The 24933-nt window shown below is 66.1% G+C and carries 22 protein-coding genes; 7 read left to right on the top strand and 15 right to left on the bottom strand.

Annotation, left to right across the window (positions count from 1 at the left end):
- The first annotated feature begins 8 nt into the window (after positions 1-8).
- Entirely contained in the window at positions 9-701 is a 693-nt protein-coding gene (locus tag QEG70_RS06380; protein WP_308719907.1) for an HAD hydrolase-like protein, read from the top strand.
- Here the strand turns inward: QEG70_RS06380 and QEG70_RS06385 are convergent.
- Positions 698-1393, bottom strand: coding sequence for a JAB domain-containing protein (locus QEG70_RS06385; RefSeq protein WP_308719908.1), 696 nt, complete (start codon positions 1391-1393; stop codon positions 698-700). The genes QEG70_RS06380 and QEG70_RS06385 overlap by 4 nt on opposite strands.
- Before the next feature lie 63 nt (positions 1394-1456).
- On the opposite strand from QEG70_RS06385, the gene QEG70_RS06390 reads away from it, so the two are divergent.
- The 6 genes from QEG70_RS06390 to QEG70_RS06415 all read left to right on the top strand — a co-directional run bounded on the left by QEG70_RS06390 (position 1457) and on the right by QEG70_RS06415 (position 8421).
- Positions 1457-3670 (top strand): ATP-dependent helicase, encoded by a 2214-nt coding sequence (locus QEG70_RS06390; protein ID WP_308719909.1) that lies wholly within the window; start codon positions 1457-1459, stop codon positions 3668-3670.
- Positions 3671-4573, top strand: coding sequence for a 50S ribosomal protein L11 methyltransferase (locus QEG70_RS06395; protein WP_308719910.1), 903 nt, complete (start codon positions 3671-3673; stop codon positions 4571-4573).
- Positions 4566-5084 (top strand): GNAT family N-acetyltransferase, encoded by a 519-nt coding sequence (locus QEG70_RS06400; RefSeq protein WP_078526824.1) that lies wholly within the window; start codon positions 4566-4568, stop codon positions 5082-5084. The genes QEG70_RS06395 and QEG70_RS06400 overlap by 8 nt, the downstream gene beginning before the upstream one ends.
- Before the next feature lie 20 nt (positions 5085-5104).
- Complete coding sequence (locus tag QEG70_RS06405) at positions 5105-6883, top strand: M24 family metallopeptidase (protein ID WP_374762557.1); 1779 nt, start codon at positions 5105-5107, stop codon at positions 6881-6883.
- Between the two features lie 173 nt (positions 6884-7056).
- Entirely contained in the window at positions 7057-8085 is a 1029-nt protein-coding gene (locus tag QEG70_RS06410; RefSeq protein ID WP_110566483.1) for an isocitrate/isopropylmalate dehydrogenase family protein, read from the top strand.
- Positions 8086-8187: 102 nt separating this feature from the next.
- A complete protein-coding gene (locus tag QEG70_RS06415; RefSeq protein ID WP_308719912.1) occupies positions 8188-8421 on the top strand; it encodes a MafI family immunity protein in 234 nt (77 codons plus the stop codon).
- A gap of 125 nt (positions 8422-8546) precedes the next feature.
- On the opposite strand, the gene uraH is transcribed toward QEG70_RS06415, so the two are convergent.
- The 14 genes from uraH to QEG70_RS06485 form a co-directional block, all read right to left on the bottom strand.
- Positions 8547-8903, bottom strand: a complete 357-nt coding sequence (gene uraH / locus QEG70_RS06420) for a hydroxyisourate hydrolase (RefSeq protein WP_130729995.1) — start codon at positions 8901-8903, stop codon at positions 8547-8549.
- On the bottom strand, positions 8900-9427 hold the full coding sequence (gene uraD, locus QEG70_RS06425) for a 2-oxo-4-hydroxy-4-carboxy-5-ureidoimidazoline decarboxylase (RefSeq protein ID WP_308719913.1): 528 nt from the start codon (positions 9425-9427) through the stop codon (positions 8900-8902). Before uraD ends, uraH begins: the two co-directional genes overlap by 4 nt.
- Positions 9424-10335 carry an allantoinase PuuE gene (puuE, locus tag QEG70_RS06430; RefSeq protein ID WP_308719914.1) on the bottom strand — a complete coding sequence of 304 codons (912 nt, stop codon included), beginning with the start codon at positions 10333-10335 and terminating at the stop codon, positions 9424-9426. The genes uraD and puuE overlap by 4 nt, the downstream gene beginning before the upstream one ends.
- A gap of 20 nt (positions 10336-10355) precedes the next feature.
- On the bottom strand, positions 10356-11585 hold the full coding sequence (locus QEG70_RS06435; RefSeq protein ID WP_308719915.1) for a pyridoxal-phosphate-dependent aminotransferase family protein: 1230 nt from the start codon (positions 11583-11585) through the stop codon (positions 10356-10358).
- Positions 11582-12853, bottom strand: coding sequence for an allantoate amidohydrolase (locus QEG70_RS06440; RefSeq protein ID WP_308719916.1), 1272 nt, complete (start codon positions 12851-12853; stop codon positions 11582-11584). The genes QEG70_RS06435 and QEG70_RS06440 overlap by 4 nt, the downstream gene beginning before the upstream one ends.
- Complete coding sequence (locus QEG70_RS06445; RefSeq protein ID WP_308719917.1) at positions 12847-14439, bottom strand: gamma-glutamyltransferase family protein; 1593 nt, start codon at positions 14437-14439, stop codon at positions 12847-12849. The genes QEG70_RS06440 and QEG70_RS06445 overlap by 7 nt, the downstream gene beginning before the upstream one ends.
- Entirely contained in the window at positions 14433-15806 is a 1374-nt protein-coding gene (locus QEG70_RS06450; protein WP_308719918.1) for an AtzE family amidohydrolase, read from the bottom strand. Before QEG70_RS06450 ends, QEG70_RS06445 begins: the two co-directional genes overlap by 7 nt.
- Entirely contained in the window at positions 15803-16039 is a 237-nt protein-coding gene (locus QEG70_RS06455; RefSeq protein ID WP_308719919.1) for a DUF4089 domain-containing protein, read from the bottom strand. The genes QEG70_RS06450 and QEG70_RS06455 overlap by 4 nt, the downstream gene beginning before the upstream one ends.
- A 42-nt stretch (positions 16040-16081) precedes the next feature.
- Positions 16082-17530: a SidA/IucD/PvdA family monooxygenase gene (locus QEG70_RS06460; RefSeq protein ID WP_308719920.1), complete on the bottom strand. Its 1449-nt coding sequence runs from the start codon at positions 17528-17530 to the stop codon at positions 16082-16084.
- 173 nt (positions 17531-17703) lie between these two features.
- Positions 17704-18660, bottom strand: coding sequence for a LysR family transcriptional regulator (locus QEG70_RS06465; RefSeq protein ID WP_129551770.1), 957 nt, complete (start codon positions 18658-18660; stop codon positions 17704-17706).
- The gene (gene xdhC / locus QEG70_RS06470; protein ID WP_308719921.1) at positions 18657-19511 is read right to left on the bottom strand and encodes a xanthine dehydrogenase accessory protein XdhC; all 855 of its coding nucleotides are present in this window, start codon (positions 19509-19511) and stop codon (positions 18657-18659) included. The genes QEG70_RS06465 and xdhC overlap by 4 nt, the downstream gene beginning before the upstream one ends.
- A 4-nt stretch (positions 19512-19515) precedes the next feature.
- Complete coding sequence (xdhB, locus tag QEG70_RS06475; RefSeq protein ID WP_308719922.1) at positions 19516-21864, bottom strand: xanthine dehydrogenase molybdopterin binding subunit; 2349 nt, start codon at positions 21862-21864, stop codon at positions 19516-19518.
- Positions 21857-23347, bottom strand: a complete 1491-nt coding sequence (gene xdhA / locus QEG70_RS06480; RefSeq protein ID WP_308720210.1) for a xanthine dehydrogenase small subunit — start codon at positions 23345-23347, stop codon at positions 21857-21859. Before xdhA ends, xdhB begins: the two co-directional genes overlap by 8 nt.
- A gap of 225 nt (positions 23348-23572) precedes the next feature.
- Complete coding sequence (locus tag QEG70_RS06485; protein ID WP_308719923.1) at positions 23573-24922, bottom strand: amidohydrolase family protein; 1350 nt, start codon at positions 24920-24922, stop codon at positions 23573-23575.
- Positions 24923-24933: the final 11 nt, after the last annotated feature.

A 24933-nucleotide genomic window follows, 5' to 3' on the forward strand; every position in this document is an offset into this window, starting at 1 on the left:
GAACCTGCATGCGTCTTCATCAGTCCCATACCGTACTTTTTGACCTTGATGGCACCATCATCCGCTCGCGTGATGGCATTGTCGAATCCATCCATGCCGTACTACGCGACCTCGGGCATGAGCCCGACCTGTCGATGGACCTGACCTGGGTGGTCGGCCCGCCGCTTGAGGAACTGATCGGCCACATCCTCGCACAGTATGGCGATGACCGGGTGCAGGAGGCAATGGCGCTGTATCGCAAGCACTACGAGTCGGGGGGCATGCACAAAAGCCCGGTATTCGAGCATATGCGCGAGGTGATCGAGACCCTCTCGGCTGAAGGCGTGCGGCTGTTCGTGGCCACCTCGAAGCCGCGCTACCTTGCGCGCAAGATTTTGCACATGCGTGGGCTGGTGCAGTATTTTGATGGCCTGTCCGGCGCGCGCGAGGATGAAAGCGGGGCCGAAAAGCCCGAACTGATCGCCGCCGTGCTGCGTGAATACGCGGTCAACCGCGAAGATGCGCTGATGATTGGCGACCGCCGCTTTGACATCAGCGGCGCGCATGCCAACCATGTGCGCGCGCTGGGCGTGCTGTGGGGCTACGGCACGCGCGAGGAACTGGTGCAGGCGGGTGCGGATGCGCTGGTCAGCCAGCCCTCCGAACTGCTGGCCTCCATCCGCCAGCAATTCGCGGCAGCCGAGGCGCATCCCCACACCTAGCGCTCCATCAGCACCCGCAGGCTCACCACCTGCCCCGCCCCGCGCACCAGGCAGTCCTGAAACATCAGGCCAAGCAGGCGGGCATGCGCGTGCAGCATGCGCAAAAACCGCAGTTCGGGCAGGCTTTCGGGCGATGGGGGGGCCTGCTGGCCCATGTCGCGCACCGCAATGAGCGAGACCGCATGCAGTTCAAGCGCGCGGGCCAGCACCGCGCGGCACTGTTCGGGGGCCGGGCCTGCAGGCACGACCTCATCGGCCAGCATGTGGCGGGCTGAATCAAGGTAGAACATCCGCATGCCATCAGGCGTGCAGGCTGGCAGGCGGTCGCAGTAATCGAGCAGCACCGCCATGTCGGTAAAAACAACCTGCGCGCGCAGGTCGGCGTGGGCCAGACGCTGCGCCACCTCGCCCGGCACGCCCATGACCGCCACCCCGCGCGGCCCTAGCCCCGCGGCCCGCAGGGCGGCAGGCGGGGCTTCAAGCACCGCCTCGAGGCTGCCAAATTCTACCAGTAGCGCCTTGGCCTGCGGCTTGGTGTCGCGCCGGGGGATTGCCGCGAACAGCAGCATCTCCAGCAGTTCATAATCGGCCAGCGAGTGCGCGCCCGCCACGCGAATGCGCTGGCGCATGCGCGCCCTGTGGCCGCCGGGGCCGACCCGTGCCGGTGTTTTTGCGGGTTTTGTTTCTTTCATGACCCCTCCCCATGCCCGATAGCATTGGTGCGCACTGCCCGGATTGGTATAGAAGAAAGCGTGATGGACAGCCTTATCCCTACCGGCAACGCGCCGGAATACCTCAGCCGCCTCAACCCCGAGCAGCGCGCCGCGATCGAGACGACCGACGGCCCACTGCTGGTCCTTGCCGGCGCGGGCACGGGCAAGACGCGGGTGCTGACCACGCGGTTCGCGCATATCCTGCTTTCGGGCCGGGCGCGGCCCAACCAGATCCTGGCCGTGACCTTCACCAACAAGGCTGCGCGCGAGATGCGCGAACGCGTGAGCGCCCTGCTGGGCGAACCGGCGGAAGGATTATGGCTGGGCACCTTCCACGCGCTGTGCGCGCGCATGCTGCGCCGCCATGCGGAATATGTGAACCTTACCAGCAGCTTCACCATCCTTGATACCGATGACCAGTTGCGCCTGCTCAAGCAGGTACTCGAGCCCTACCGTATCGACACCAAGCGCTGGCCGCCACAGGCGATCATGGGCGTGATCCAGCGCTGGAAGGATCGCGGCCTCGTGCCCGACGCCATCACGGCCGCCGAGGACACGGATTTCGCCAACGGTCGCTGCGCCGAGATCTATACCGACTATCAGAACCGGCTGAAACAGATCAACGCCTGCGACTTTGGCGACCTGATGCTGCACATGACGGAAATCCTGCGCAAACACCCTGCCGTGCTGGAGCAGTATCACCGCTACTTCCGCTACATCCTGGTTGATGAATACCAGGATACCAACACCATCCAGTACCTGTGGCTGCGGCTTCTGGCCCACAGGCCGGGCCAGCCGTCCAACATCTGCTGCGTGGGCGATGATGACCAGTCCATCTACTCATGGCGTGGGGCGGAGGTGGAGAACATCCTGCGTTTCGAGCGTGACTTCCCCGGTGCGCACGTGGTGCGCCTTGAGCGCAATTACCGCTCCACCCGCCAGATCCTTGGCGCGGCCTCGGGCCTGATCGCCCATAACGAGGAACGCCTTGGCAAGACGCTGCACCCCGGCCGCGAGGATGCGGAAGGCGAGAAGGTGCGCGTGATTGCCGTGCAGGACTCCGATGACGAGGCCCGCATGGTCGGCGCCGAGATCGAACGCCTGCGCGCCGATGGCCACGCCATGAGCGAGATCGCCATCCTCGTGCGCGCGGGCTTCCAGACCCGCGCGTTCGAGGAGCGGCTGATCACCCTCGGCCTGCCCTACCGCGTGGTAGGCGGCCTGCGCTTTTATGAACGCGCCGAAATCCGCGATGCCATTGCCTATATGCGCGTGGTCAGCCAGCCCTCCGATGACCTGGCGTTCGAGCGCATCATCAACGTGCCGCGCCGGGGCGTGGGCGCCACGGGGTTGCAGAAGCTGCACATGCACGCCCGCGAGCGCCAGATACCGCTGACCGCCGCCGTGCTGGAAATGCTCGCCACCGGCGAGATCAAAGGCAAAGCAAAGGAACAGTTGACCGCGCTCATGCACGCACTCGCCACCGCGCGCGAGCAGGCCGGGCGCGAAGGGCATGTCGTGGCCATCGACAACCTGCTGGAAGAAAGCGGGTATATCGGGATGTGGAAGGCCGACAAATCTCCCGACGCGCCGGGCCGGATCGAGAACCTCAAGGAACTCGTGCGCTCGCTGGCGGATTACGAGAACCTTGGCGGCTTCCTAGAACATGTCGCCCTTGTCATGGATACCGAGGCGAAGGCGGGCGATGACAGCATGAGCATCATGACGCTGCATGGCGCCAAGGGGCTTGAGTTCGACACCGTGTTCCTGCCCGGATGGGAGGAAGGGGTCTTCCCCTCCCAGCGCACGCTCGATGAAGGCGGGCTGAAGGGGCTGGAGGAAGAACGCCGCCTGGCCTATGTGGGCATTACGCGCGCGCGCAGGCTGGCCATCATCAGCCACGCAGCCAACCGGCTCATCTATGGTAGCTGGCAGTCCGCCATTCCCAGCCGGTTTGTGGAAGAACTGCCCGCCGAGCACATTGAAAGCCGGGGCGACAGCGCCAACAGCCGCCGCAACTTCCTCGGTCGGCCTGGGGTGTTCGGCTCATCCCCCTTCCCGCTCGTGGCAGCGCGAAGGGTGCATGACGTCACCCCCACAGCCGCCCCGGCTGCGGGCATGAAGGTGGGGGCGCGTGTGTTCCACCAGAAATTCGGCTACGGCACGATTACCTCGGTCGAGGGAAACCGGCTGGAAGTCGCGTTTGAAAAAGCAGGCCCCAAGCGGGTGATCGATAAATTTGTTGAGCAGGTATAGATGAGCCTTTCCCCCCGGCGTCACGCCACCGAACTTGAAACCATATCGGTCACCATTCCGCCCGATGCGGTCGAGGCGTATGAATCCGCCCTCGCCACCGTATGCGCCACCATCGGCATCTTTGAACTCGATGACAGCCAGACCCTGTGGCGCGTGGAAGGGGTGAAGGACACCGGCAGCGGCGAGGACGAACTGCGCGCGGCCCTCATCCTTGCCGCCCTGACCAGCGGTGTGGATGCCGAACTCGAGCGCAGCCACACCGAGGCCGAAGGCTGGCTGGCCCGCACCTATGAATCCTTCCCCGAGCAGCTTGCGGGCAAGCGCTTCGCCATTCGCGGCACCCACCTTGAGGATGCGCCCAACCCGCAGCGCATTACCATAACACTCGATGCGGGCGTTGCCTTCGGCTCGGGCGAGCACGGCTCCACGCGCGGCTGCCTGCGCGCGCTTGAAATGGTGGCCTACCGCAAACCTCAGCGCATTCTCGACCTTGGCTGCGGCTCGGGCATCCTGGCCATGGCGGCGGCGGCACTGCTGCACAAGCCGGTGCTGGCCACCGATATCGACCCGTGGTCGGTGCGGGTGACAAAGCGCAACGCCGCCATGAACGGGCTGGCCAACCTGGTTGACTGCCATCTGGGCAATGGCTGGTCCACGCCCGCCATCCGCCACCATGCGCCATACGACCTTGTATTCGCCAACATCCTGGCCCGCCCGCTCTGCGCCATGGCCGCTGACCTCGCGCTCAACCTGATGCCCGGCGGCACCGCCATTCTGGCCGGGCTGCTCAACACGCAGGTGCGCATGGTGCTGGCCGCCCACAGACGCCACGGGCTTGTTCTCGAGCGCCACCTGCGCGAGGGAGACTGGGGCACGCTGATCCTGCGCAAACCCCATGGCTGACACGCCCGCCCTCCTGATCCGCGATGCGACGGATGACGATATTCCGGCCATTGTCGAGATCGTCAACCACGCCATCCGCAACAGCACCTCGATGTGGGAAACGCAGGAAACCACCCTCGAGGCCCGGCTGGAGTGGCTGCACACCAGCCAGGCCAGCGGCTTTCCCGTGCTGGTGGCGCAGATGCCTGATGGCAATGTTGCGGGCTACAGTAGCTGGAAGATGTTCCGCCCGTTTTCAGGCTACCGGCACACGGTGGAGCACTCGCTCTATATCGCGCCCGCCTACAAGCGCCAGGGCATTGGCAGCGCCCTGCTGCAGGCCCTGTGCGAGCGGGCGAAGGCGGCGGACGTGCATGTGATGATCGCGGGCATTACCTCGACCAACATCGCCTCGCGCAAGCTGCATGAGCGCTTTGGCTTCCAGCATGGGGGCCTGCTGCCTGAATGCGGCACCAAGTATGGCCGCTGGATGGACCTTCTGTTCCTGTACCGCATCATGTCGCCGGTGTAAGTTCCAACCCCCTCAAGGATATGCCCATGTCGCCTGCCCCGAACCGCCCCGATGCCCTGCGCACGACCCTGAGCCGGATGGGCGTGGACGGCTTCATCCTGCCGCGTGGCGATGAGCATCTGGGCGAATATGTCGCCTCCTGCGCGGAACGGCTCGCCTGGCTTACCGGCTTTACCGGCAGCGCGGGGCTTGCGGCCATCCTGCCCGACCGCGCCGCCGTGTTCTCCGACGGGCGCTACATGACCCAGATGGACCAGCAGGTTGACGCCGCGACCTGGGAGCGGCTGCACATTACCCAGACCCCGCCCGCAGGCTGGCTGGCGCAGCATGGGGCCACCCTGCGCATTGGCTACGACCCGCGCCTGACCAGTGAGAGCGCGCTGCGCCCGTTCAATGATGCGGGGCTGACACTCGTGCCACTGGCCGAGAACCCAGTGGACCAGATCTGGACCGACCGCCCCGCCCCGCCCTGCACGCCCTGCGTGCCGCAACCCGAAATCTGGGCCGGGCAGGCAAGTGCGGCCAAGCGCGACGCCATTGCCGCCAGCCTGCGTATGGCGGGCGAGCACGCGCTGGTGCTCAGCGACCCGGCTTCGATTGCGTGGCTGCTCAATATTCGCGGCACCGACGTGCCCTACACGCCGCTCAGCCTGAGCTTTGCCATCGTGCATGATGACGGGCGGGTGACGCTGTTCATCGACCCCGCCAAGGTGGCGCAGCAGACGCGCGACTGGCTGGGTGCCGACGTAACCCTGCTGCCGCCCGCAGCACTGGAGGAAAGCCTGCGCGCCCTCGCCCCGGCCCGCGTGCAGGTTGACCCCGCCCGCAATGCCATCTGGTTCATGCAGGTGCTCGAACAGGCCGGGGCCACGGTCATTCGCAAGGATGATCCCTGCCAGTTGCCCAAGGCCATCAAGAACCCGACCGAGCAGGACGGCAGCAGGCGTGCCCACCTGCTTGATGGTGTTGCGATCTGCCGCTTCCTGCACTGGCTGGATGACAATGCGGCCCGCACCACGGAACTCGATGCGGCTGAAACGCTCAATGGCTTTCGCAAGGACTGCCCGGATTACCGCGAGGAAAGCTTCCCCGCCATCTCCGGCGCGGGGCCGAATGGCGCGATCATCCATTACCGCGTCACCGCCGAAAGCAACCGGGCGCTGCGCCCCAACGAGGTCTATCTGATTGATAGCGGCGGGCAGTATCCCTTCGGCACCACCGACATCACCCGCACCATCTGGACCGGGCCGGATGCGCCCGATGCGGATGCGCGCGATGCCTTTACCCGCGTGCTGCGCGGGCATATTGCCCTTGCCCGCGCGCGCTTCCCCACTGGTGTGACCGGGCATGCGCTTGATGCGCTCGCCCGCCATGCCCTGTGGGAGGGCGGGCTGAATTACGACCACGGCACCGGCCACGGCATTGGCAGCTACCTGTCGGTGCATGAGGGACCGGCCACGATCTCGCCCGTGTTCCGGCCCGTAAAGCTGCATGCGGGCATGATCCTGTCCAACGAGCCGGGCTATTACCGCCCCGGCGCGTTTGGCATCCGGCTTGAAAACCTGCATCTGGTCCAGCCCAGCAATGTGGGCGAGGCCAACCGGTCGTTTCTGGAATTCGAAGTGCTGACGCTGGCCCCCTTTGACAGGCGGCTGGTTGACGCCGCCAGCCTGTCAGCGGCCGAGACGGCATGGCTTGATGCCTATCATGCACGGGTTTTTGAAAGCATCGCGCCGCATCTGCAAACTCCGGCGCGTGCATGGCTTGCGGCGGCCTGCGCGCCGCTGCACGCCGGATAATGTGACTGTAAAACCGCCAGCCCGGCCCCGTGGCCCGATTGTCACGCCGGACTGGGGGGCCTAGGACTTTTAACCAGTTCCGACGGGGCACCCGGCAACGAACCGGGTCCGCCAAGCCGGTGCGCATGCTGAAACGCTTTTCAGTAGCAAGCACTAAAGGGAGACGTTCGAGAATGTCCGCAGAAAAAACAATTCCCGCTACCCTGATTCCCGGTGATGGAATCGGGCCTGAAATTGTCGACTCCGTTGTCGAGATCCTTGATACGGTTGGCGCCCCCTTCAAATGGGAAAAGGCGCTTGGTGGCGTTTCCGCCCTTGAGGCGACCGGCAGCCCGCTGCCCAAGGAAACGATCGAGAGCATCCGCCGCACCGGCCTTGCGCTGAAAGGCCCGCTGACCACGCCCGTCGGTGGCGGCTTCAAGTCCATCAACGTCACACTGCGCCAGGAGTTCGGCCTGTTCGCGAATGTGCGCCCCACAAAAACGATCGTGCCGGGCGGCCGCTTCGAGAACATCAATCTCGTCATCTTCCGCGAGAACCTCGAGGGCTATTACGCCGCACTCGAAAACTACATTCCCGTTGGCGACGACCCGCATGCCATCGCCACCAGCGCAGGCTACACCTCGCGCGCGGAATGCAACCGCATCGTGCGCTATGCCTTTGAATATGCGGTCAAGAACAACCGCAAGCGCGTGACACTGGTGCACAAGGCCAACATCCTCAAGCTGCTGACCGGCCTGTTCCTTGAGGAAGGCCGCAAGGTCGCCAAGGAATATGAAGGCCGCGTGGAAGTGAACGAGCGCATCGTTGACGCCTGCGCCATGCAGCTCGTGACCGACCCGTGGCAGTATGACTGCATTGTCACCACCAACCTGTTTGGCGACATCCTGTCCGACCTGACCGCTGGCCTCGTGGGCGGCCTTGGCCTGGCACCGGGTGCGAATATTGGCGAGAAGGCCGCCGTGTTCGAGGCCGTGCATGGCTCGGCCCCCGACATTGCAGGCCAGAACAAGGCCAACCCGACCTCGCTGCTGCTCGCTGCCAACATGATGCTGCAGCATGTGGGCCGCCAGGACCTGGCCACCCGCATCGACAAGGCCATCGAGAAAGTCATCTCCTCGGGTGCCGTGCGCACGGGCGACCTGGGCGGCAAGGCCAGCACCACCGACCTGACGGCGGCGCTGAAGCAGGCTGTTTCCTGATTTCGGTGCATCCTGCGGCGGGCCAGCCTGCCGCAGGAGCATGCAAAAAGGGCCGTGGCGTTTCATGCCACGGCCCTTTTTTAATGATGTAATGGAAGCAGCATGACGGATATCAGGGAAGACATCCGGGCCTCTGGCCACCTTTTTGTAGGGCGGATGCCAGAGGGAAAACGCCTGCCCGCCCTGGAATATGTCGATTTCAATGAATGCCCGCTGGCCTTCGGGACATTATGCGATCATCGGTGTGATGAGAATGTGCCGCTGTCTGTCAGGGAATTCGCGCAGATCGTGGCGCTCAATGCCCGGCTACCACCCTATCACAGCCTTGGTGCGTAGACCCTGATCTATCTGGCCAAACTGGTTGTTGATGCGCCCACCGCGCCCCCGCCGCGCTGAGGCACGGCGAGGCGTCATGTCCTTTTAAGCTTTTTGAAAAAAGCTTCACCGGAAACGTCTGGTTTTCAGCTACCGCGATAGGTTGAGAACCCGAACGGCGAGGCCAGGAGCGGCACATGGTAATGGCCGCCCCTGCCATCGGCCCCCGCTGCCGCCATGCCGAATGCAATCGGCACCACGTCAAGGAAAGGCGGCTCGGACAAGGCTGCGCCCTGCGCGCGAAAATAGGCGGCTACGGCAAATTCCAGCCGGTAGGCGCCGGGGCGCATCTCGCCCATCTGCTCGCCCAGTTCAGGGCAGCGGCCATCGGCGTTGGTCACGCCACGGAACAGGCAGTCCTGCCCGGCCCACAGGCTGATGGCCATGCCAGCGGCGGGCCTGCCCGATACGAGGTCAAGCACATGGGTGGAAAGCGTGCTCATATTTCATGCTCCAGGCGTTCGAGCACATCGGCCAGGCGAAGGGCTGCGATCTTGTTGATCTCGGCCAGCGCGGTCTGCTGCTCGACCTCGGGCGTGTTTTCCAGCCGGGTCCGCAGGCCGTTGAGGATGGCCTGCTTGTCCGAGCGCCGCACGCAGATGATGAAGGGCATGCCGAATTTGGCCGCATAGGCCTCATTGAGCGCGCGGAAGCTGGAAAACTCATCCGGCGTCAGCCGGTCCAGCCCGGCGGAGGCCTGTTCCGCAGCCGAGGCCGAGGTAAGCGTGGGGTCAACCCCCATGCGCTGTGCCAGTTCGGGGTGAGCGCGGATCAGGGCCATCTTTTCGGCCTCCTGCGCCTGTTCCAGCACCAGCGCCATGGCGGCCAGCATGGAATCCTGCCCACTGAAGGGCGCATGGCCATGGGCGCGCTGCGCAACCCACGGCGAATGCTCGTATATCGGGCCAAACAGTTCCACAAACCGCACGGCGGAGAGTGAATTCACCCGGTCAAAAACGCGGTTCATGCCGGGTGCGTCTCCAGCCAGTGCCGGGCGATGTCCAGCCGGGTGGCGACCCAGACCTTCTCGCGCTGGGCGATATAGTCAAGGAAGCGCGCCACCGCCCGCGCACGGCCGGGGCGGCCCGCCACGCGGCAGTGCAGGCCGACGGACATCATGCGTGGTTTGTCCGCCCCTTCCTCGTACAGTTCATCAAACGTGTCGCGCAGGTAGTTGAAGAACTGCTCGCCCTCGGTAAAGCCGTTCAGCGCCACGAAGCGCATGTCGTTCACATCGAGCGTATAGGGCACGATCAGTTGCGCCCGGCCGGAACTGCGGTCGTAATAGGGCAGGTCATCGGCGTAGGAATCGGCGTCGTACACAAAGCCGCCCTCCTCCGCCACGATGCGGGCGGTGTTGGGGCTGGTGCGGCCCTGGTACCAGCCCAGCGGGCGCGATCCGGTCAGTTTTTCATGCAGCGCGATGCATTCAAGGATGTGGGCGCGCTCCACGGCCTCGGGCACGTGCTGGTAGTCGATCCAGCGCAGCCCGTGGGAGGCGATTTCCCACCCGGCATCCTTCATTGCGGCAACTGCAGCAGGATTGCGCGCCATGGCGGCGGCCACGGCAAACACCGTGAGCGGCTGCTTGCGCTGCGTAAAGATGCGGTGCAGCCGCCAGAACCCGGCACGCGAGCCGTATTCGTACAGGCTTTCCATCGCAATGGCGCGGGCGCCGGGAATGGACTGCGCCCCCACCATCTCGGACAGGAATGCCTCCGACCCACGATCCCCATGGAGGACCGAGTTCTCGGCCCCCTCCTCGTAATTGATGACGAACTGGACCGCGATCCGCGCCCCGCCAGGCCATTTTGCATCTGGCGGGTTGCCCGCATAACCAACCATGTCGCGCGGATAGGCACCTGTGTCAGACATGACGCCGTGGTCTCCCATTATCAGTCGTTATAAGCGGCAAGGGCGGCATCGACGCCCGCACCCGCGGCAAAGCCGTGGCCTTCATGGCGCAGCACGGTCTCGAGCGCGCCCATGGTCAGCAGCACCTTGTGCTTCTCGGCGTTGTAGCCCATGGCGCCGATGCGCCAGATCCTGCCCTGCAGCGGGCCGAAGGCGGAGCCGATCTCGATCTCGAAATCCTCGCGCATGCGGCCGCGCACCTTTTCCCCATCAATGCCTTTGGGGATGTACACGCCGGTCACGTTGGTCATGCGGTGTTCGTCGCCGCCAAACAGTTCCAGCCCCATGGCGCGCAGCCCGGCGCACACCGCGCGCGATGCTGCCGCATGGCGGGCGAAGCGGGCCTGAAGCCCTTCCTCAAGCACCACGCGGGCGGCTTCACGCGCGCCGTACAGCATGGTGGTCGCCTCGGTGTGGTGGTTGAGGCGCTTTTCGGACCAGTAATCCATGACCATGGCCAGATCGAAATAGTTCGACGGAATGCGCACGCGCGTGCCGTCTGTCGTGTCGCTACCACGAATGCCCGCCTCGACATGGCGGCGGGCGAAGATGTGCTCGGCCGCGCGGTCGGAGATGGTGATGGGGGCCGAGCCCGGCGGGCCGCCCATGCACTTCTGCAATCCGCTGCTCACCACGTCCACGCCCCAGCGGTCGGTGGCCACTTCCATGCCGCCCAGGGTGGCCGTGGTATCAACATAGGACAGCACGTCATACTTGCGGCAAAGTGCCCCCACGCCATCAAGCGGCTGGGCCATGGTGGTGGAGGTATCGCCATGAATGCAGGCCAGTACATGCGGGCGGTGGGTTACGATGGCGTCCTCGATCTGCTCAAGGCTTGCCACCTCCCCCCAGGGCAGGTCCAGCGTCACGATCTCGGCGCCGATACGCTGCGCGATCTCGGAAAGCAGCAGGCCAAAACGCCCCGCGCGCACGATCAAAAGCTTCATGCCCGGCTCGACCAGCGAGACGAGGGCCGCCTCGATGCCCGCGCGCGCCGTGCCATCGACCAGCAGGGTCCAGCGGTTATTGGTCATGAACACCTGACGGTAGAGGTCCATCGTCTGGTTCATGTATTCGGTCATCTCGGGGTCGAACTGGCCCAGCATGTCGGCCGCCATGGCGCGCAGCACGCGCGGGTGGGCGTTGACCGGCCCCGGCCCCATGAGCAGCCGGGCGGGAGGGTTGATCTGGCCGAAAAAGGTCTGGGTCATCCGAAATGTCTCTCAAAAAGTCCAATAAAGGCGATCATCGCCTGCAGGGCTGCATCCGTATCCGCATCGGTCACGGATTCAGCGGGGTTATGGCTGATGCCACCCGCGCAGCGGATGAACAGCATGGAAACCGGGGCCAGATGCGCCATGATCATGGCATCATGCCCCGCCTCGCTGACCAGGAGGCGCGGTTCGGCCCCCGTCACGTCGCGCACGGCCTGTTCCATGAAGGTGGTCAGGCGTGGATCACATGGGGTCGCATCAAGATCCTGCTGCATGCTGATGGCAAGTTCCAGCTCGCGCTTTTTTGCCACCGCCTCGGCCACGGCCAGGATTTCGCGGGCGGCCCGGTCACGCGCCGCATTGGTGCCAGCCCGCACGTCAAGGGTGAACACCACCTCGCCCGGCACCACGTTGGCCGCACCCGGCATCACGTCAAGCGATCCCACGGTGGCCACCAGCCCGTCGGTGCCCGCGCGGCCAATGCGCTCGGCGGCGAGGATGATCTCGGCAGCACCCGCCAGCGCATCACGCCGCAGGTCCATCGATACGGTGCCCGCATGCCCCGCCATGCCGCGCAGGGTCATGCGGTAGCGATGCTGGGCGGCAATGGCGCTGACCACGCCCAGCGCCCGGCCTTCGGCCTCGAGCACCGGCCCCTGCTCGATATGCGCCTCGACATAGGCGAGGATCTTTTCGCCCCTGCGTGATGCCTTGTGCATCTGGCCCACATCCAGCCCGAAGCCTTCCAGCGCGCTGGCCAGCGTTGCGGTCTCGCTCCAGTCGCTCATGGCGGGATCAGGGGCTTCGAGCACGCCCGCCACGGCGTGCGAGGTCAGCATGCCGGACGGGAAGCGCGACCCCTCCTCATCGCCAAAGCCTATGACTTCCAGCGCGAAGGGGAAGCGTTTGCCCGCTGCCGCGAAATGGGCCACGGTCTCGATGCCAAGAATGACGCCGAGCATGCCATCAAAAAAGCCGCCATCGCGCACGCTGTCGATATGCGAGCCGAGCAGCAGCACCGGGGCGTCAGGCGCAAGGCCCTCGTAGCGGCCCAGCAGGTTGCCCGCCGCATCCATGCGCGTGGTCATGCCTGCCGCGTGCATCCATGTAGCCAGCCGCTCGCAGGTGGCGCGGTAGGATGGGCCGAGATAGGGGCGGAACAGCCCACCCTCCATCTCGGAATAGGGTGCGCGGCCGAGTTCGGCGCAGCGTGCCACCGCGCGCTGGCCCGAAGGCTGATCCATGCTGCCTCCTGCGTTTACCATGCTGCGACACACCCATCGCTGCGCGGGTCGGTCGCCCCCTCCAGCAGGCCGGAGTCATGGCGCACCAGCGCGCCCGCATGCCCCATGATGGAGGAAAATGGCGCCACGCGTTCCATCTGGTGGCCTGCGGCACTCATGCGGGCGATCACCTCGGGGTTGAAGCGGTCCTCATATTTCAGGCTGACGCTGGATTCCCCCCATGTGCGGCCCAGCAGCCAGCGCGGGGCGGTGATGGCGCGCTGCAGCGGCATGCCGTACCGCGCGTAGCGGGTGAAAAGGGCCGCCTGTGTCTGGGGCTGGCCCTCGCCGCCCATGGTGCCGTACACCATGGTCCGGCCATCCTCGAAGCGCGCGCCGGCGGGGTTGAGCGTATGGAACGGCTTGCGGCCCGGCTGCAGCCCGTTCCACCCCTGCGGGTCAAGGCCGAAGCTGGTGCCCCGGTTCTGCCACACCACGCCGGTGCGCGGCAGCACCACGCCGGAGCCATATTCAAAATACAGGCTCTGGATCATGCTCACGGCCAGCCCGTCGGAATCGATCACGCCCAGCCACACCGTATCGCCCTGCTGCGATTGCCACGGCCACGGCGCTGCCTTGTTGGGGTCGATGCTTGCCGCCATGCGGTCGAGCGCCTTGCGGTCATCAAGGATGTCCTGCGCCTGTACGGTCATGTAGGCGGGATCGCCCACATGCGTGTCGCGGTAGCGGAAGGCCTGCTTGGTGGCCTCGACCAGCCCGTGCAGGTAATCGAAATCATCCGCGTTCGCGGCCTTGAGCCGGTCAAACAGCGCCAGGATCAGCAGCGAGGCCACGCCCTGCGTGGGCGGCGCCATGTTGTACAGGTCCGCGCCGTGAATGCGGGCATGAAGTGCGGGCTGGTGCGTCGCCCTGTGCGCCTGCAGGTCGGCCAGGGTGAGCGGGCTGCCAAGGGCCTCGAGGTCGGCGGCGAGTTCACGCGCCACCGTGCCGCGATAGAAGCTGGAAAGCCCTTCATCAGCCAGTTGGCGCAGGGTCGCGGCCAGGCGCGGGTTATGCAGGATGTCGCCTGCCTGCGGCAGCTTGCCGCCGGGCATGAACTGTGCGGCAAAGCCGGGCACGTCCTTGAGTTCTTCCACCTTCTGGCGGGTGATCTCGGCGGCGCCCGCCGTGACGGGCACGCCCTGCTCGGCATAGTACAGCGCATCACGCAGCACGCGGCCTAGGGGCAGGCCCGGCGCCATGGCATGACTCCACGACAGGGCCATCTCCCACCCCGACACGGTGCCCGCGACCGTATTGGCCGCAAGCGGGCCACGCCACGGAATCGTGTCATGGCCCGCCGCGTGATAGAACGCGGCATCCGCCTTGCCTGCCGCAGCCCCGCAGGCATCGATGGTTTCAACCCGCCCATCGGGCCACATGGTCAGCCAGAAGGCATCACCGCCAATGCCGGTCATGTGCGGATAGACCACGGCCAGCGCCGCGGCGGTGGCAACAGCGGCCTCAATGGCCGTGCCGCCCGCCTTGAGCACGTCAAGGCCAGCCTGGCTGGCAAGGTGGTGGGGGGATGTGACCATCCCCCGGCATGAACGCGGCGTGTTCAGCATGCCTTTTCCTTCCGCGCGTAACCCGCATCAAGCGGGCGGCAGGCGGCCAGGCCCGCGCGTTGCAGTTCAGCGGCCACGGCGAACAGTTTCGCCTCGGCCCCCGGCGCGCCGATCAGCTGGATGCCCAGCGGCAGGCCGTCCACGGCCAGCGGGGTGGCCAGCACCGGCAGCCCGGCCAGGCTGATGGGCTGGGTGTAAATGCCCAGATTGGCCCGCGCGGAAACACTCTTGCCATCCACCATGATGGAAGGCTGGTCGATACGCGGTGCAACCCCCACCGTGGTGGGCGCCACCAGCACATCCGCCTGCGCAAAGGCCGCATGCACCTGCGCGCGGAACCACCGGCGGAAGCGCTGCGCCTGCACAAAGGTGGCGGCAGGCAGCATGGCACCCGCCATGAGGCGATTGCGGGTGGCGGGGTCATACTGCATGGAGCGCCTGCGCAGGCGGGGCAGGTGCAGGTTGCCCCCCTCTGCCGCACTGATGAGGAAGGCGGAGGCCCGCGCGCGCGCCACCTCGGGCAGTTCGATCACGCTGTCATGGCCCAGATGCGCCATCACGCCATCAATCGCAGCCGTCAGCTCAGTGCTGACATTGCGGGCAAACCAGCCCCCCAGCCGCGCCACTTTCACGGATGCCACATCGGGCAGGGCCGACACGTCCCGGCCAGACATGATGCCGTATACCGCCATCAGGTCTTCAAGCGTGTCGGCCATGGGGCCTGCGGTATCGAGGCTGGCCACGAACGGATAGACCCCGCGCAGCGGCACCTGCCCGTAGGTGGGCTTGAGCCCCCACACCCCGCACAGCGCGGAGGGGATGCGGATCGAGCCATTGGTGTCCGAGCCCAGGGTAAAGGGCAGCAGCCCCGCCGCCACGGCGGCAGCCGACCCGCCCGACGAGCCACCGGCCAGGCGGGTGCGGTCATGCGGGTTGCAGGTGGTGCCGTTATGCGCGTTCTCGGTGGAGAAGCCGTAGGCAAATTCATCCATGTTCAGGGTCGCCACCGGCACGGCGCCTGCGGCACGCAGGCGGGCGATGACGGTGGCATCCTCGGTGGCGGGCAGGTTGTCGCGCAGCACGATGGAGCCTGCGGTGGTCACCTCGCCGCGTACGTCAAACAGGTCTTTTACGCCAAAAGGCACGCCCGCGAGCGGGCCGGGGTCGCGGCCCGCGGCAATTGCCTTGTCCACGTCCTCGGCCTGCGCCACGGCGGCGGGGCCAAGGATGCGGGTTACACTATTGAAGCGGGTATCACGGGCCTCGATATCGGCAATGACCGCCGTGACCACGCCCACGGCGTTGCGGCGGCCTGCGCGTATGTCAGCGGCGATGCCAAGCGCTGCCCCCATGGCGCGCGCGGTCATGGCGCATACTCGTAGGCTGGCTCGCAGTCATCGGGCAGCACAAAGCCTGCCACGAGGTCGGCATAGCCCTGCAGCAACGCCGTATTGGCCACGACATCGGGCAGGCAGGCCACCGGAATGGTCAGGCCGATCATCCGGGCCATGTCTGTCACGGGGGGCACCTTGTGGTCATTGCTCGCCCCCGCGCCGGCAACACCCGGCGCGGAAGGTGAAAGGCTTACAGCACTGCTCATCTACTCACTCTCTCCCGAATGGATAAATCTACCCGGGGCGCATCATGCAACAGGAGGATCGAGACTGACCAGTTCCGCCACGTCATAGGACAGCAGACTTTCAAGGTGCTTGCGGCCATCGGCCACGTAGAGGTCACGCCCCAGCCCGTGGGCGAGGCGCTCGACACCAAAGCGCATGCCGCTGATCGAGGCCCCCGACAGCCCCATGCTCGGCGTGGCCGAGAACGTGAAATTATGGATGTTGGCCAGCATGGGCGCCAGCGGGTCATCCTTGTGGCGCGGCAGGAACTGATAGCAGTCGCCCAGGTAGGGATAGCTTTCCAGCACCGCGCTCTCGGCCCCTGCGGGTGCCTTGTAGCGCTCGCCCCACAGGGCGACGGAGGGGGCGAAGGATGCGGTCTCGGGCCTGCGGGACAGGTCGGTGGCGAAGCCCGTGCCAATGATCACGAAGTCAAAGCGCATCTCGCCAGTGGGCGAATCGACCACGATCTCGTCGCCCTCCATGCGGGCGCCCGTCCAGGGGCAGCCGGTACGGTAGGCGAAGTTTGCATGCCTGCGGCACCGCCAGAACGTATCCTGCGGCGGCGGCTGGTTGAGATCGAAAATGCGGCGCATGAAGCCCCAGCGCAACTCATCGGACAGGGCGGGGTAATAGGCGAGGAAGCCGGTATTCTCCATCCACCGGTACGGGTTGATGGAGGGAATTTCCTTGCGGCGCAGGCACAGGGTCACGCTGCCCGCACCGTCCTCGAGCGCGGTCGCGGCATTATCGAACGCCGAGGCCCCGGCACCGAGCACGCCGACGCGCTTGCCCTTCAACGCCGCGAAATCAATCGCCTCGGATGTATGGGCATAACGGTCGCGCGGCAGGCCTTCACGGATGAAGTCGGGCACATGCCACGTGCCGCAGCCCTCGATGCCGGTGGCCAGCACTAGCTTGCGGGCATAATGCACGTGGCTCGTGCCATCGGGGCGGCGGAAGGTCAGGCGCAGCAGGCCATCCTCCCAGGTCACACCCGTGAATTCGTGGTCATTGGCCACCGGCAGGTCGAGGATGTCGCGGTACCAGTCGAGATAGGCCTGCCAGTCCCCACGGGGGATCTTGTCCAGCTTCTCCCATGCTGCCGCGCCGTACTGCGCCTCATACCATGAGCGCGGGGTAAGCGAGGGCACGCCAAGGTCGGGGCCGGTCACGTATTTGGGCGTGCGCAGCGTGATCATGCGCGCGAATGTCACCCACGGGCCTTCCCCGCCTTTTGAGGCCCGGTCGAATATGCGCACATTGGTGATGTTGTTGCGCTTGAGCGCAAACGCCGTGGCAAGGCCGCCCTGCCCTGCGCCGATGATCGCGACATCAAGCACGCGCCGGCCATCACGTTCGATGGGGGGAACCCATTCCTTGCGCGGGTAGCGGATGATTTCCAGGTCACGGCGCACGGCTGCATCGAGTGCCGCCAGCCCCCCGTCTTTCGGCTGCATGTTGGTATCCATCTGCGGGTCCCCATCTGTTTTTTCGGCTTTGGCTGATGCAGCCCCGCATGACGTCCCCCGACGTCATGCGGATATCCCCCAACCGCACCACGATGAATTGATCTAATCAGCCCGCAGGGTGTTTCGTCCAGTAGAATGATTTCATCATTCCGTTGCCTAAATCGCAACGGTAGTCAGACCGCGCGCTCGTCGCTCACGCCCTGCACGCGGCGCAGTTCAAGGCGCAGTTCCTCGATCACGGTTTCAAGCAATGGCGGCAGCCAGCGGGATTCACGCACATAGGCCCCGAGATCGGTCACGGCGCGGGTGTCACGCAATGGCACATGGCGCAGGCTGTCCTGGCCGGGCTGCACGCCCACGGCCAGCGGCGACTGGAAGGCCAGCCCCGTCCCTGCCAGCACCATGCGGTTGGTCAGTTCGATCGAGCCGGTATGCAGCACCACGTTCAGCCGGTCCTGCCACGGGCGCAGCATCGGCTCCATCACGCGGTAGAGCGAGAGCGTGCGCGTGGGCAGGATCAGGCGGTAGGCCACGCATTCCTCCACCGTGACCGTGCGCAGGTGCGCCAGCGGGTGATCGGCGCGCACCACGGCACCGACGGGAAAATGCCCCACCGCCACCCGCCGCAATTCGGGGTAAAGGGCTAGCGAGAACGCGATGCCAAGGTCAACCCGCCCGTCCTGCAATGCCGAAACGATGGTCTTGGGCGCGCCGACTTCCACATGCAGCTCAACGGTGGGGAAGGCCGAGATGATGCGCTCGAGCAGCGCGGGCAGGAGCTGGCCTGCTATGCCTTCCACCGCCATGATGCGCAGCCTGCCGTCATGCCGGCCGGACAGGGCGTTGATCTGCTCCTCCGTCCGGGCGGCATCCTGCATCACGGTCACGATATGGCGGGCCATGATGGTGCCCACCTCGGTCAGGACCATGCCTTCGGGCAGGCGATCGAACAGGGGCGCGCCGATCTCGGCCTCCATCTGCGCAAGCTGGCGCGTCAGCGCCGAGGGCGTGACATTGAGCCTGCGCGCCGCCTCGCGGATGGAGCGGCATTCCCGCACCGCATTGAAGTAGGAAATGCCCCGCGCGTGCAGGCGCATCATGCGGGGCGTGCGCGAAAGCGGATCGTTCATAAGCGTGTCTCATCCCCATCTGCATCACCTTCTTCCCGCGGCGCGTGCAGGAAGCGCGTGACGATTTCCGCCGCCACCAGCGCCGCGATGACCGGGGGCCGCTTGTCGCGCACGCCCTCCCCCCCGATGGGGCAGACCATGGCACTGATGCGGTCTTCGGGCAGGCCGAGCGCGCGGAAGGCCATCTCGAAACGGCGGCGCTTGGTGTGCGAGCCGATCAGGCCCACATAGCGAAAATCGCCCCGTTCGAGGATGGATGCAACAATCAGGCTGTCAAGCGCGTGGCTCTGTGTCAGCACCAGCGCGCCGGAGCCTGCGGGCGCGCCTGTTACAAGGCGCTGCCAGTCGCCATCATCATGCACGTCCACGCCAGGGGGAATGACGGGGCCGAATTCATGCGGGCGCGAATCGCACCAGGCCAGCCGCAGCGGCAGCGGGGCCAGCACATGGGCCAGCGCGCGGCCCACATGCCCCGCCCCGAACAGCACAAGCAGCGGGGCCTCGCGGCGCTCGCGCTCGAGTGCCGCCATGACGGCGTCCAGCCCGCTGCCATCTGGCACGTCGATGAACAGCATCACCTCGCCACCGCAGCACTGCCCGGAGCGGCCGCCAAGGTCGATGCGCAGGTCCTGCGCCCCGCCACCCGTGGCCAGCAGGGCGCGGGCTTGATGGACAGCATTCCATTCAAGCTCGCCACCGCCCACCGTGCCGGACTGCTCCGTGGGCGTGACCAGCATGAAAGTGCCCGCCTCGCGCGGGGTGGAGCCCCGTGCTGCGGATACGCTGATCCGGGCAACCGGCTGGCCCATGAGCCGCCAGCGGGCCAGATCGGCGCGCATTTCCATGCTCATGGGTTCAGCGGGCGGGAGACTGGTCGCGGCGCAGGCGATCTGCCGTGCGCAGGATCATCTCCGGCGTGGCGGGGGCATCAAGCCGGGGGCAGGTGCGGTAGCCATCAAGGCTGGCCAGCGCATCCGATATGGCCTGCAGCACCGATACCCCATGCACGAAGGGCGGCTCGCCCACCGCCTTGGAGCGGAAGATGGTGTGCTCGCGGTTAGGCGCGTTTTCCAGCAATTCCACGTTGAACACGCGCGGGCGGTCGGAACAGGCGGGGATTTTATAGGTGCTGGGCGCATGCGTGCGCAGGCGGCCTGCCGCGTCCCATACCAGTTCCTCGCAGGTCAGCCAGCCCGCACCCTGCACGAAACCGCCCTCGATCTGGCCAATGTCGAGTGCCGGGTTCAGCGACTGGCCCGCATCATGCAAAATGTCCACGCGGTCGATCTTTGTCTCGCCGGTCAGCAGGTCGATCACAACCTCCGAACACGCGGCCCCGTAGGCAAAATAATAGAAGGGGCGGCCCTGCCCCGTATCGCCATTCCACGAAATCTTGGGCGTTTTGTAGAACCCGTTGGCCGACATGGATACACGCGCGAAATACGCCTGCCGGGTCAGATGCGAGAACGCGATGACCTTGTCGCCCACATGGACGCCATCGGGCGCGAAGCGCACCTCGTCCTCGCCCACGTTCCAGTGGCTGGCGGCAAATTCCACCAGCCTGCGCTTGATGCGGCGCACGGCATCAAGCACCGCCATGCCGTTGAGGTCCGCCCCGCTCGAGGCCGCCGTGGCCGATGTGTTGGGCACCTTTCCGGTGGTGGTGGCGGTAATGCGCACCTGGTCAGTGCCAAGGCCGAATTCCCGCATGGCCACCTGCACCATCTTGGTATGCAGGCCCTGCCCCATCTCGGTGCCGCCGTGGTTCACCTGCACCGAGCCATCGGTATAGACATGCACCAGCGCACCGGCCTGATTGTAATGGGTGGCGGTGAACGAGATGCCGAATTTGACCGGGGTGATGGCGATGCCGCGCCGCAGATAGGGGCTGGCCGCGTTGAACTCACGGCACGCCGCGCGGCGTTGCGCGTAATGGCAGCGCCGGGCCAGTGCGGGCAGCAGGTCGTGGGTGATCGAGTCTTCCACCACCATGTTGTACGGCGTGACGTTGCGATCATGCGTGCCATAGACATTGCGCAGCCGGACCTCGAGCGGGTCGAGGCCGGTGGCAAACGCAATCTCCTCGATCACGCGCTCGGCGGCGACGATGCCCTGCGGGCCGCCAAAGCCGCGATAGGCAGTGTTGGACTGGGTATTGGTGCGCAAAGGCTCCGAGCGCAGGCGCACATCGGGGTAGAAATAGGCGTTATCGGCATGGAACAGCGCCCGGTCGATGACCGGGCCGGACAGATCGGCCGACCAGCCGCAGCGCGCGGCGAGCACCATGTCCACCGCCACGATCCGCCCGTCATCGGTAAAGCCTGCATCGTAATCGATCACGAAGTCATGGCGCTTGCCGGTCATGGTCATGTCGTCATCGCGGTCGAGGCGCATCTTGGCCGCACGGCCCGTCCTGTCGGCCACGAGGGCGGCGAGGCAGGCACAGGCATTGGCCTGCGTTTCCTTGCCGCCAAAGCCGCCGCCCATGCGCCGCACCTCGACGGTGATGAGGTTGGCGGGGCGGTCGAGCACATGGGCGACCATATGCTGCGTCTCGGTCGGGTGCTGGGTGGAGGAGGTGACATGCATCTCCCCTTCCTCGCCCGGCCGGGCAAGGGCCACCTGCCCTTCCAGATAGAAATGCTCCTGCCCGCCCACCGTAATGCGGCCCGAAAGCCTGCGTGGCGCGTGTTCCAGCCCGGCCAGAACGTCGCCGCGCTTCATTTCCATGGGCCGCCAGACAAGCGGGCTGCCGTTTTCACGGGCCTGCGCGATGTCGAGGATGGCGGGCAGGTCTTCATAGTCTACAACCGCCAGACGCGCCGCGCGCCGGGCGGCGCCACGCGTGGTGGCGGCAACGACAAAGAGCGGCTGGCCATAAAAGGAGACAATATCCTTTGCCAAAAGCGGCTCATCGCCCTTGCCCACCGGGCTGATCTGGTTCTCACCCGGTATGTCTGCCGCCGTATAGACCGCCACCACGCCCTCGGCCTGCCGCACGGCGTCAAGGTTCATGGAGGCAATGCGGGCATGGGCGCGCGTGCTCAGCCCGGGCACGAGGTGCAGCGTGCCACGCGGTTCGGGCAGGTCGTCAATATAACTGGCCGTGCCCTGCACATGCATGGCCGCACTTTCGTGCCGCAGGCTTTGCGATGCGCCGCCAGGCACGGGCGCGGTGGTGGCCGCGATGTTTGCATCAGCCATGAGCATGATCTCCCGTGGCAGTACAGGCAGCATGCACGCTGGTGGGCACGCGGACGGCGGGCGGCCCGCACTCGGCGTAAAGCCGGTTGAGCAGGTTGGCGGCGACCGTGCTGCGGTACCATGCACTCGCCCGCATGTCGGTCAGGGGCGTGAAATCGGCCATGATCGCCTCACGCGCGGCGTCCAGCGTGGCGTCATTCCACTTCTGGCCCGCAAGGGCTTCTTCCGTGTGCCGCGCACGGCGCGGGGTGGCCGCCATGCCGCCAAAGGCGATGCGCGGATTGCGGATGGTGCCATCAGGCGCAAGCGTGAGCGAAAACGCACCCAGAATGGCCGAGATATCCTGATCGAACCGCTTGGACACCTTCCATGCGCGGATGACCGTATCGGGTGCGGGGACGGGAATGGTGATCCCTTCCACAAACTCGCCCGGCGCGCGGTCCTGTTTGCCGTAATCGATGAAGAACTCTTCCAGCGCAATGGTGCGGCGCGTATCGCCCCGGCGCAGGTGCAACTGCGCGCCTGCCGCAATCAGCACCGGAGGGCCATCGCCAATGGGCGAGCCGTTGGCGATGTTGCCGCACACCGTGCCCGCATTGCGCACCTGCACGGAGCCGATGCGGCGGAACACTTCCTCATCGGGCTGGGGCAGGATTTCCGCCAGGGCTGCGCGGGCTTCCTGCCATGTAACGGCAGCGCCGATGTACAGCCCTTCCGCCGTAGGCTCGATACGCCGCAGGTCGGCAATCTGGCCAATCGCAATCACATGCGGCAGGTCGCGCAGGCCCTTGGTCACCCACAGCCCCACATCGGTCGCCCCCGCCACGATGCGGGAATCGGGGTTCTCAAGCAGCGTATGGGCCAGCGCATCCGCCGTTGCCGGAATGGTCAGGCGGCCCGTGGGCGTGGCAATGTCAACCGTAGCGCCATCACGCAGGGCGCGCAGGCGCGCGGCCATGTCATCGGCCATGGCATCGAAATGGTCAGGCCCCGCCTGCATGGCATGGCGCATGGCGCGCACGATGGGCGCATAGCCGGTGCAGCGGCACAGATTGCCTGCCAGCATGTCGTCAATGCCGCGTTCATCCTGCGCAAGCCCGGCGGCCTTGCGGCCCGCCACCATGGACATGACAAAACCCGGCGTGCAGAAACCGCATTGCGAACCATGATGCTCCACCATGGCCTGCTGCACCGGGTGCAGGCTGCCATCAGGCGCGCGCATATCCTCGATGGTGAGCACCTGCGCGCCATCGAGCATGCATACGAACTGGATGCACGCATTGACCGCGCGCCACACCAGCCGCTCGCCCTCCAGCCGCACCACGAGCACCGTGCAGGCCCCGCAATCGCCTTCGTTACAGCCTTCCTTGGTGCCGGTCAGGCCCCGCTCCTCGCGCAGCCAGTCCAGCAGCGTGCGTGTTGGCGCGATGTTGGCCAACGCATGATATTCGTTCCCGACATAGAAACGGATATCGTGTCTGATCCCCGTCAAACCTGTTCCCTTGTCCTGTGGCCACGGACTGCCTCACCCCCCTCAAGGCAGACAGCCGGAACAGCCATTGATGTTTCGTGATCCCATTATATGGGAAGATGATCCTACGCTGTCACCCCGCCCTGATGCAAAGGGGCAATGCCATGATGCCTTTTTTCAGAATGCCACCTTTTTGAAAAAAGACGGCACCCGGAAACGTTCATCTCTGCTCTGTTTTCAAACGGATAACCGGGCCGCCTGCCGCAGCCGCGCCGACAGGCCGGGCCGGAATGCCGGGCAGGGCACGTAGGCACCGCAGGTGGCCCCTTCCTGCAGCGCGCCATCACGGAACGCCACCACCCCGCCGCGGATGACGCATTCTGGCTGGCCGCCCAGCGCAATGCCACCATACAGGCCGCCCGCGCTGGCAGGGCGCATCTCCTGTGCATCGGGGTTCCACAGCACAAGGTCGGCATCAGCACCCGGCATGATGGCGCCCTTGCGGGGGTATATGTTGAAGGCCATGGCTGCCGCCTCCGATGTGGCGCGGACGAATTCCTCCGCCTCCATCACGCCCGCCTGCACGCCGTGCCGCCACACCACGCGCATCCGCTCGGCCAGCCCCCCTGCCACGCCATGGCCCGCCCGCCCTGCCGGGCTGAAGCCACTGGCCACCATGCCCACCGCGCCACAGGCCAGCGCGCCCCACAGCGCGCGCCGGTGCGTGCCGTCGCGCAAGGGCGGGCGCATCAGGTAGGGGGAAGCATCATCGGCATCATACACCGCCTCATCGAGCACAAGATGCGGGGCCAGCACATGCGCCTGCACGCGCTCGGCCCGGGCGCGGGCGGCGATGATGGCGGCACACGCGCCCGCCGTTGAAACCGGCCCAACATGCACGGGCGCCCCCACCAGCCCCGCCAGCATGATGGCCCGGCCAACGGCATCCGCCTCGATGGCGGGCGGGCAGGCCAGCGGGCAGGCTTCGGCTGCGCTCACGCCCGCATGGTCAAGGGCCGCGCGCAGGTAGGCCATGGCCTGCGCGTTCTGCGCCTCGATCACGCACAGGGCGCCAAGGCCCGCGGCATGGGTTGCCAGATCAAGAATGTCACGATCCGCCATGCCCGCTGCCATGGACAGATGAAAGCTGTTGACCCCACGGCCCGCCAGCATGTCCATGCCCCCCATGACAGCGCCACCGCCACCCGGCAGCCCCATGCACAGCCCGACATCGACCGGGGCGCAGGCCGCTGCCTGCCGCCAGTCGCGCCACGCCTGCGCCATGTCACGGCCCTGTGGCTGCATCACGTCGATCACGGTGGTGGTGCCGCCGGCCAGCGCATCAGCCGTTGCAGCAAAACCGGCCGCATCCGCGCCAATGCCGGTATGGGGGTCAACCCCACCCGGCAGGACCAGCAGGCCATCGGCGTCGATGATGGTGCAGGCGGTGGGCGCTTCAAGCTCAGGCCCGACGGCGAGAATCTCTCCCACGCCGCCGCACAGCACGTCCACCCGCAGGCTGGCCTGCCCCGTGACTACCGTGCCGCCGCGAACCAGCAGCAGATCGCGCTGCGCGCCGTGCTTCATGCTCGCCCCCG

This window comes from Komagataeibacter xylinus, assembly GCF_031081985.1.
Classification (GTDB): Bacteria; Pseudomonadota; Alphaproteobacteria; order Acetobacterales; family Acetobacteraceae; genus Komagataeibacter; species Komagataeibacter xylinus_E.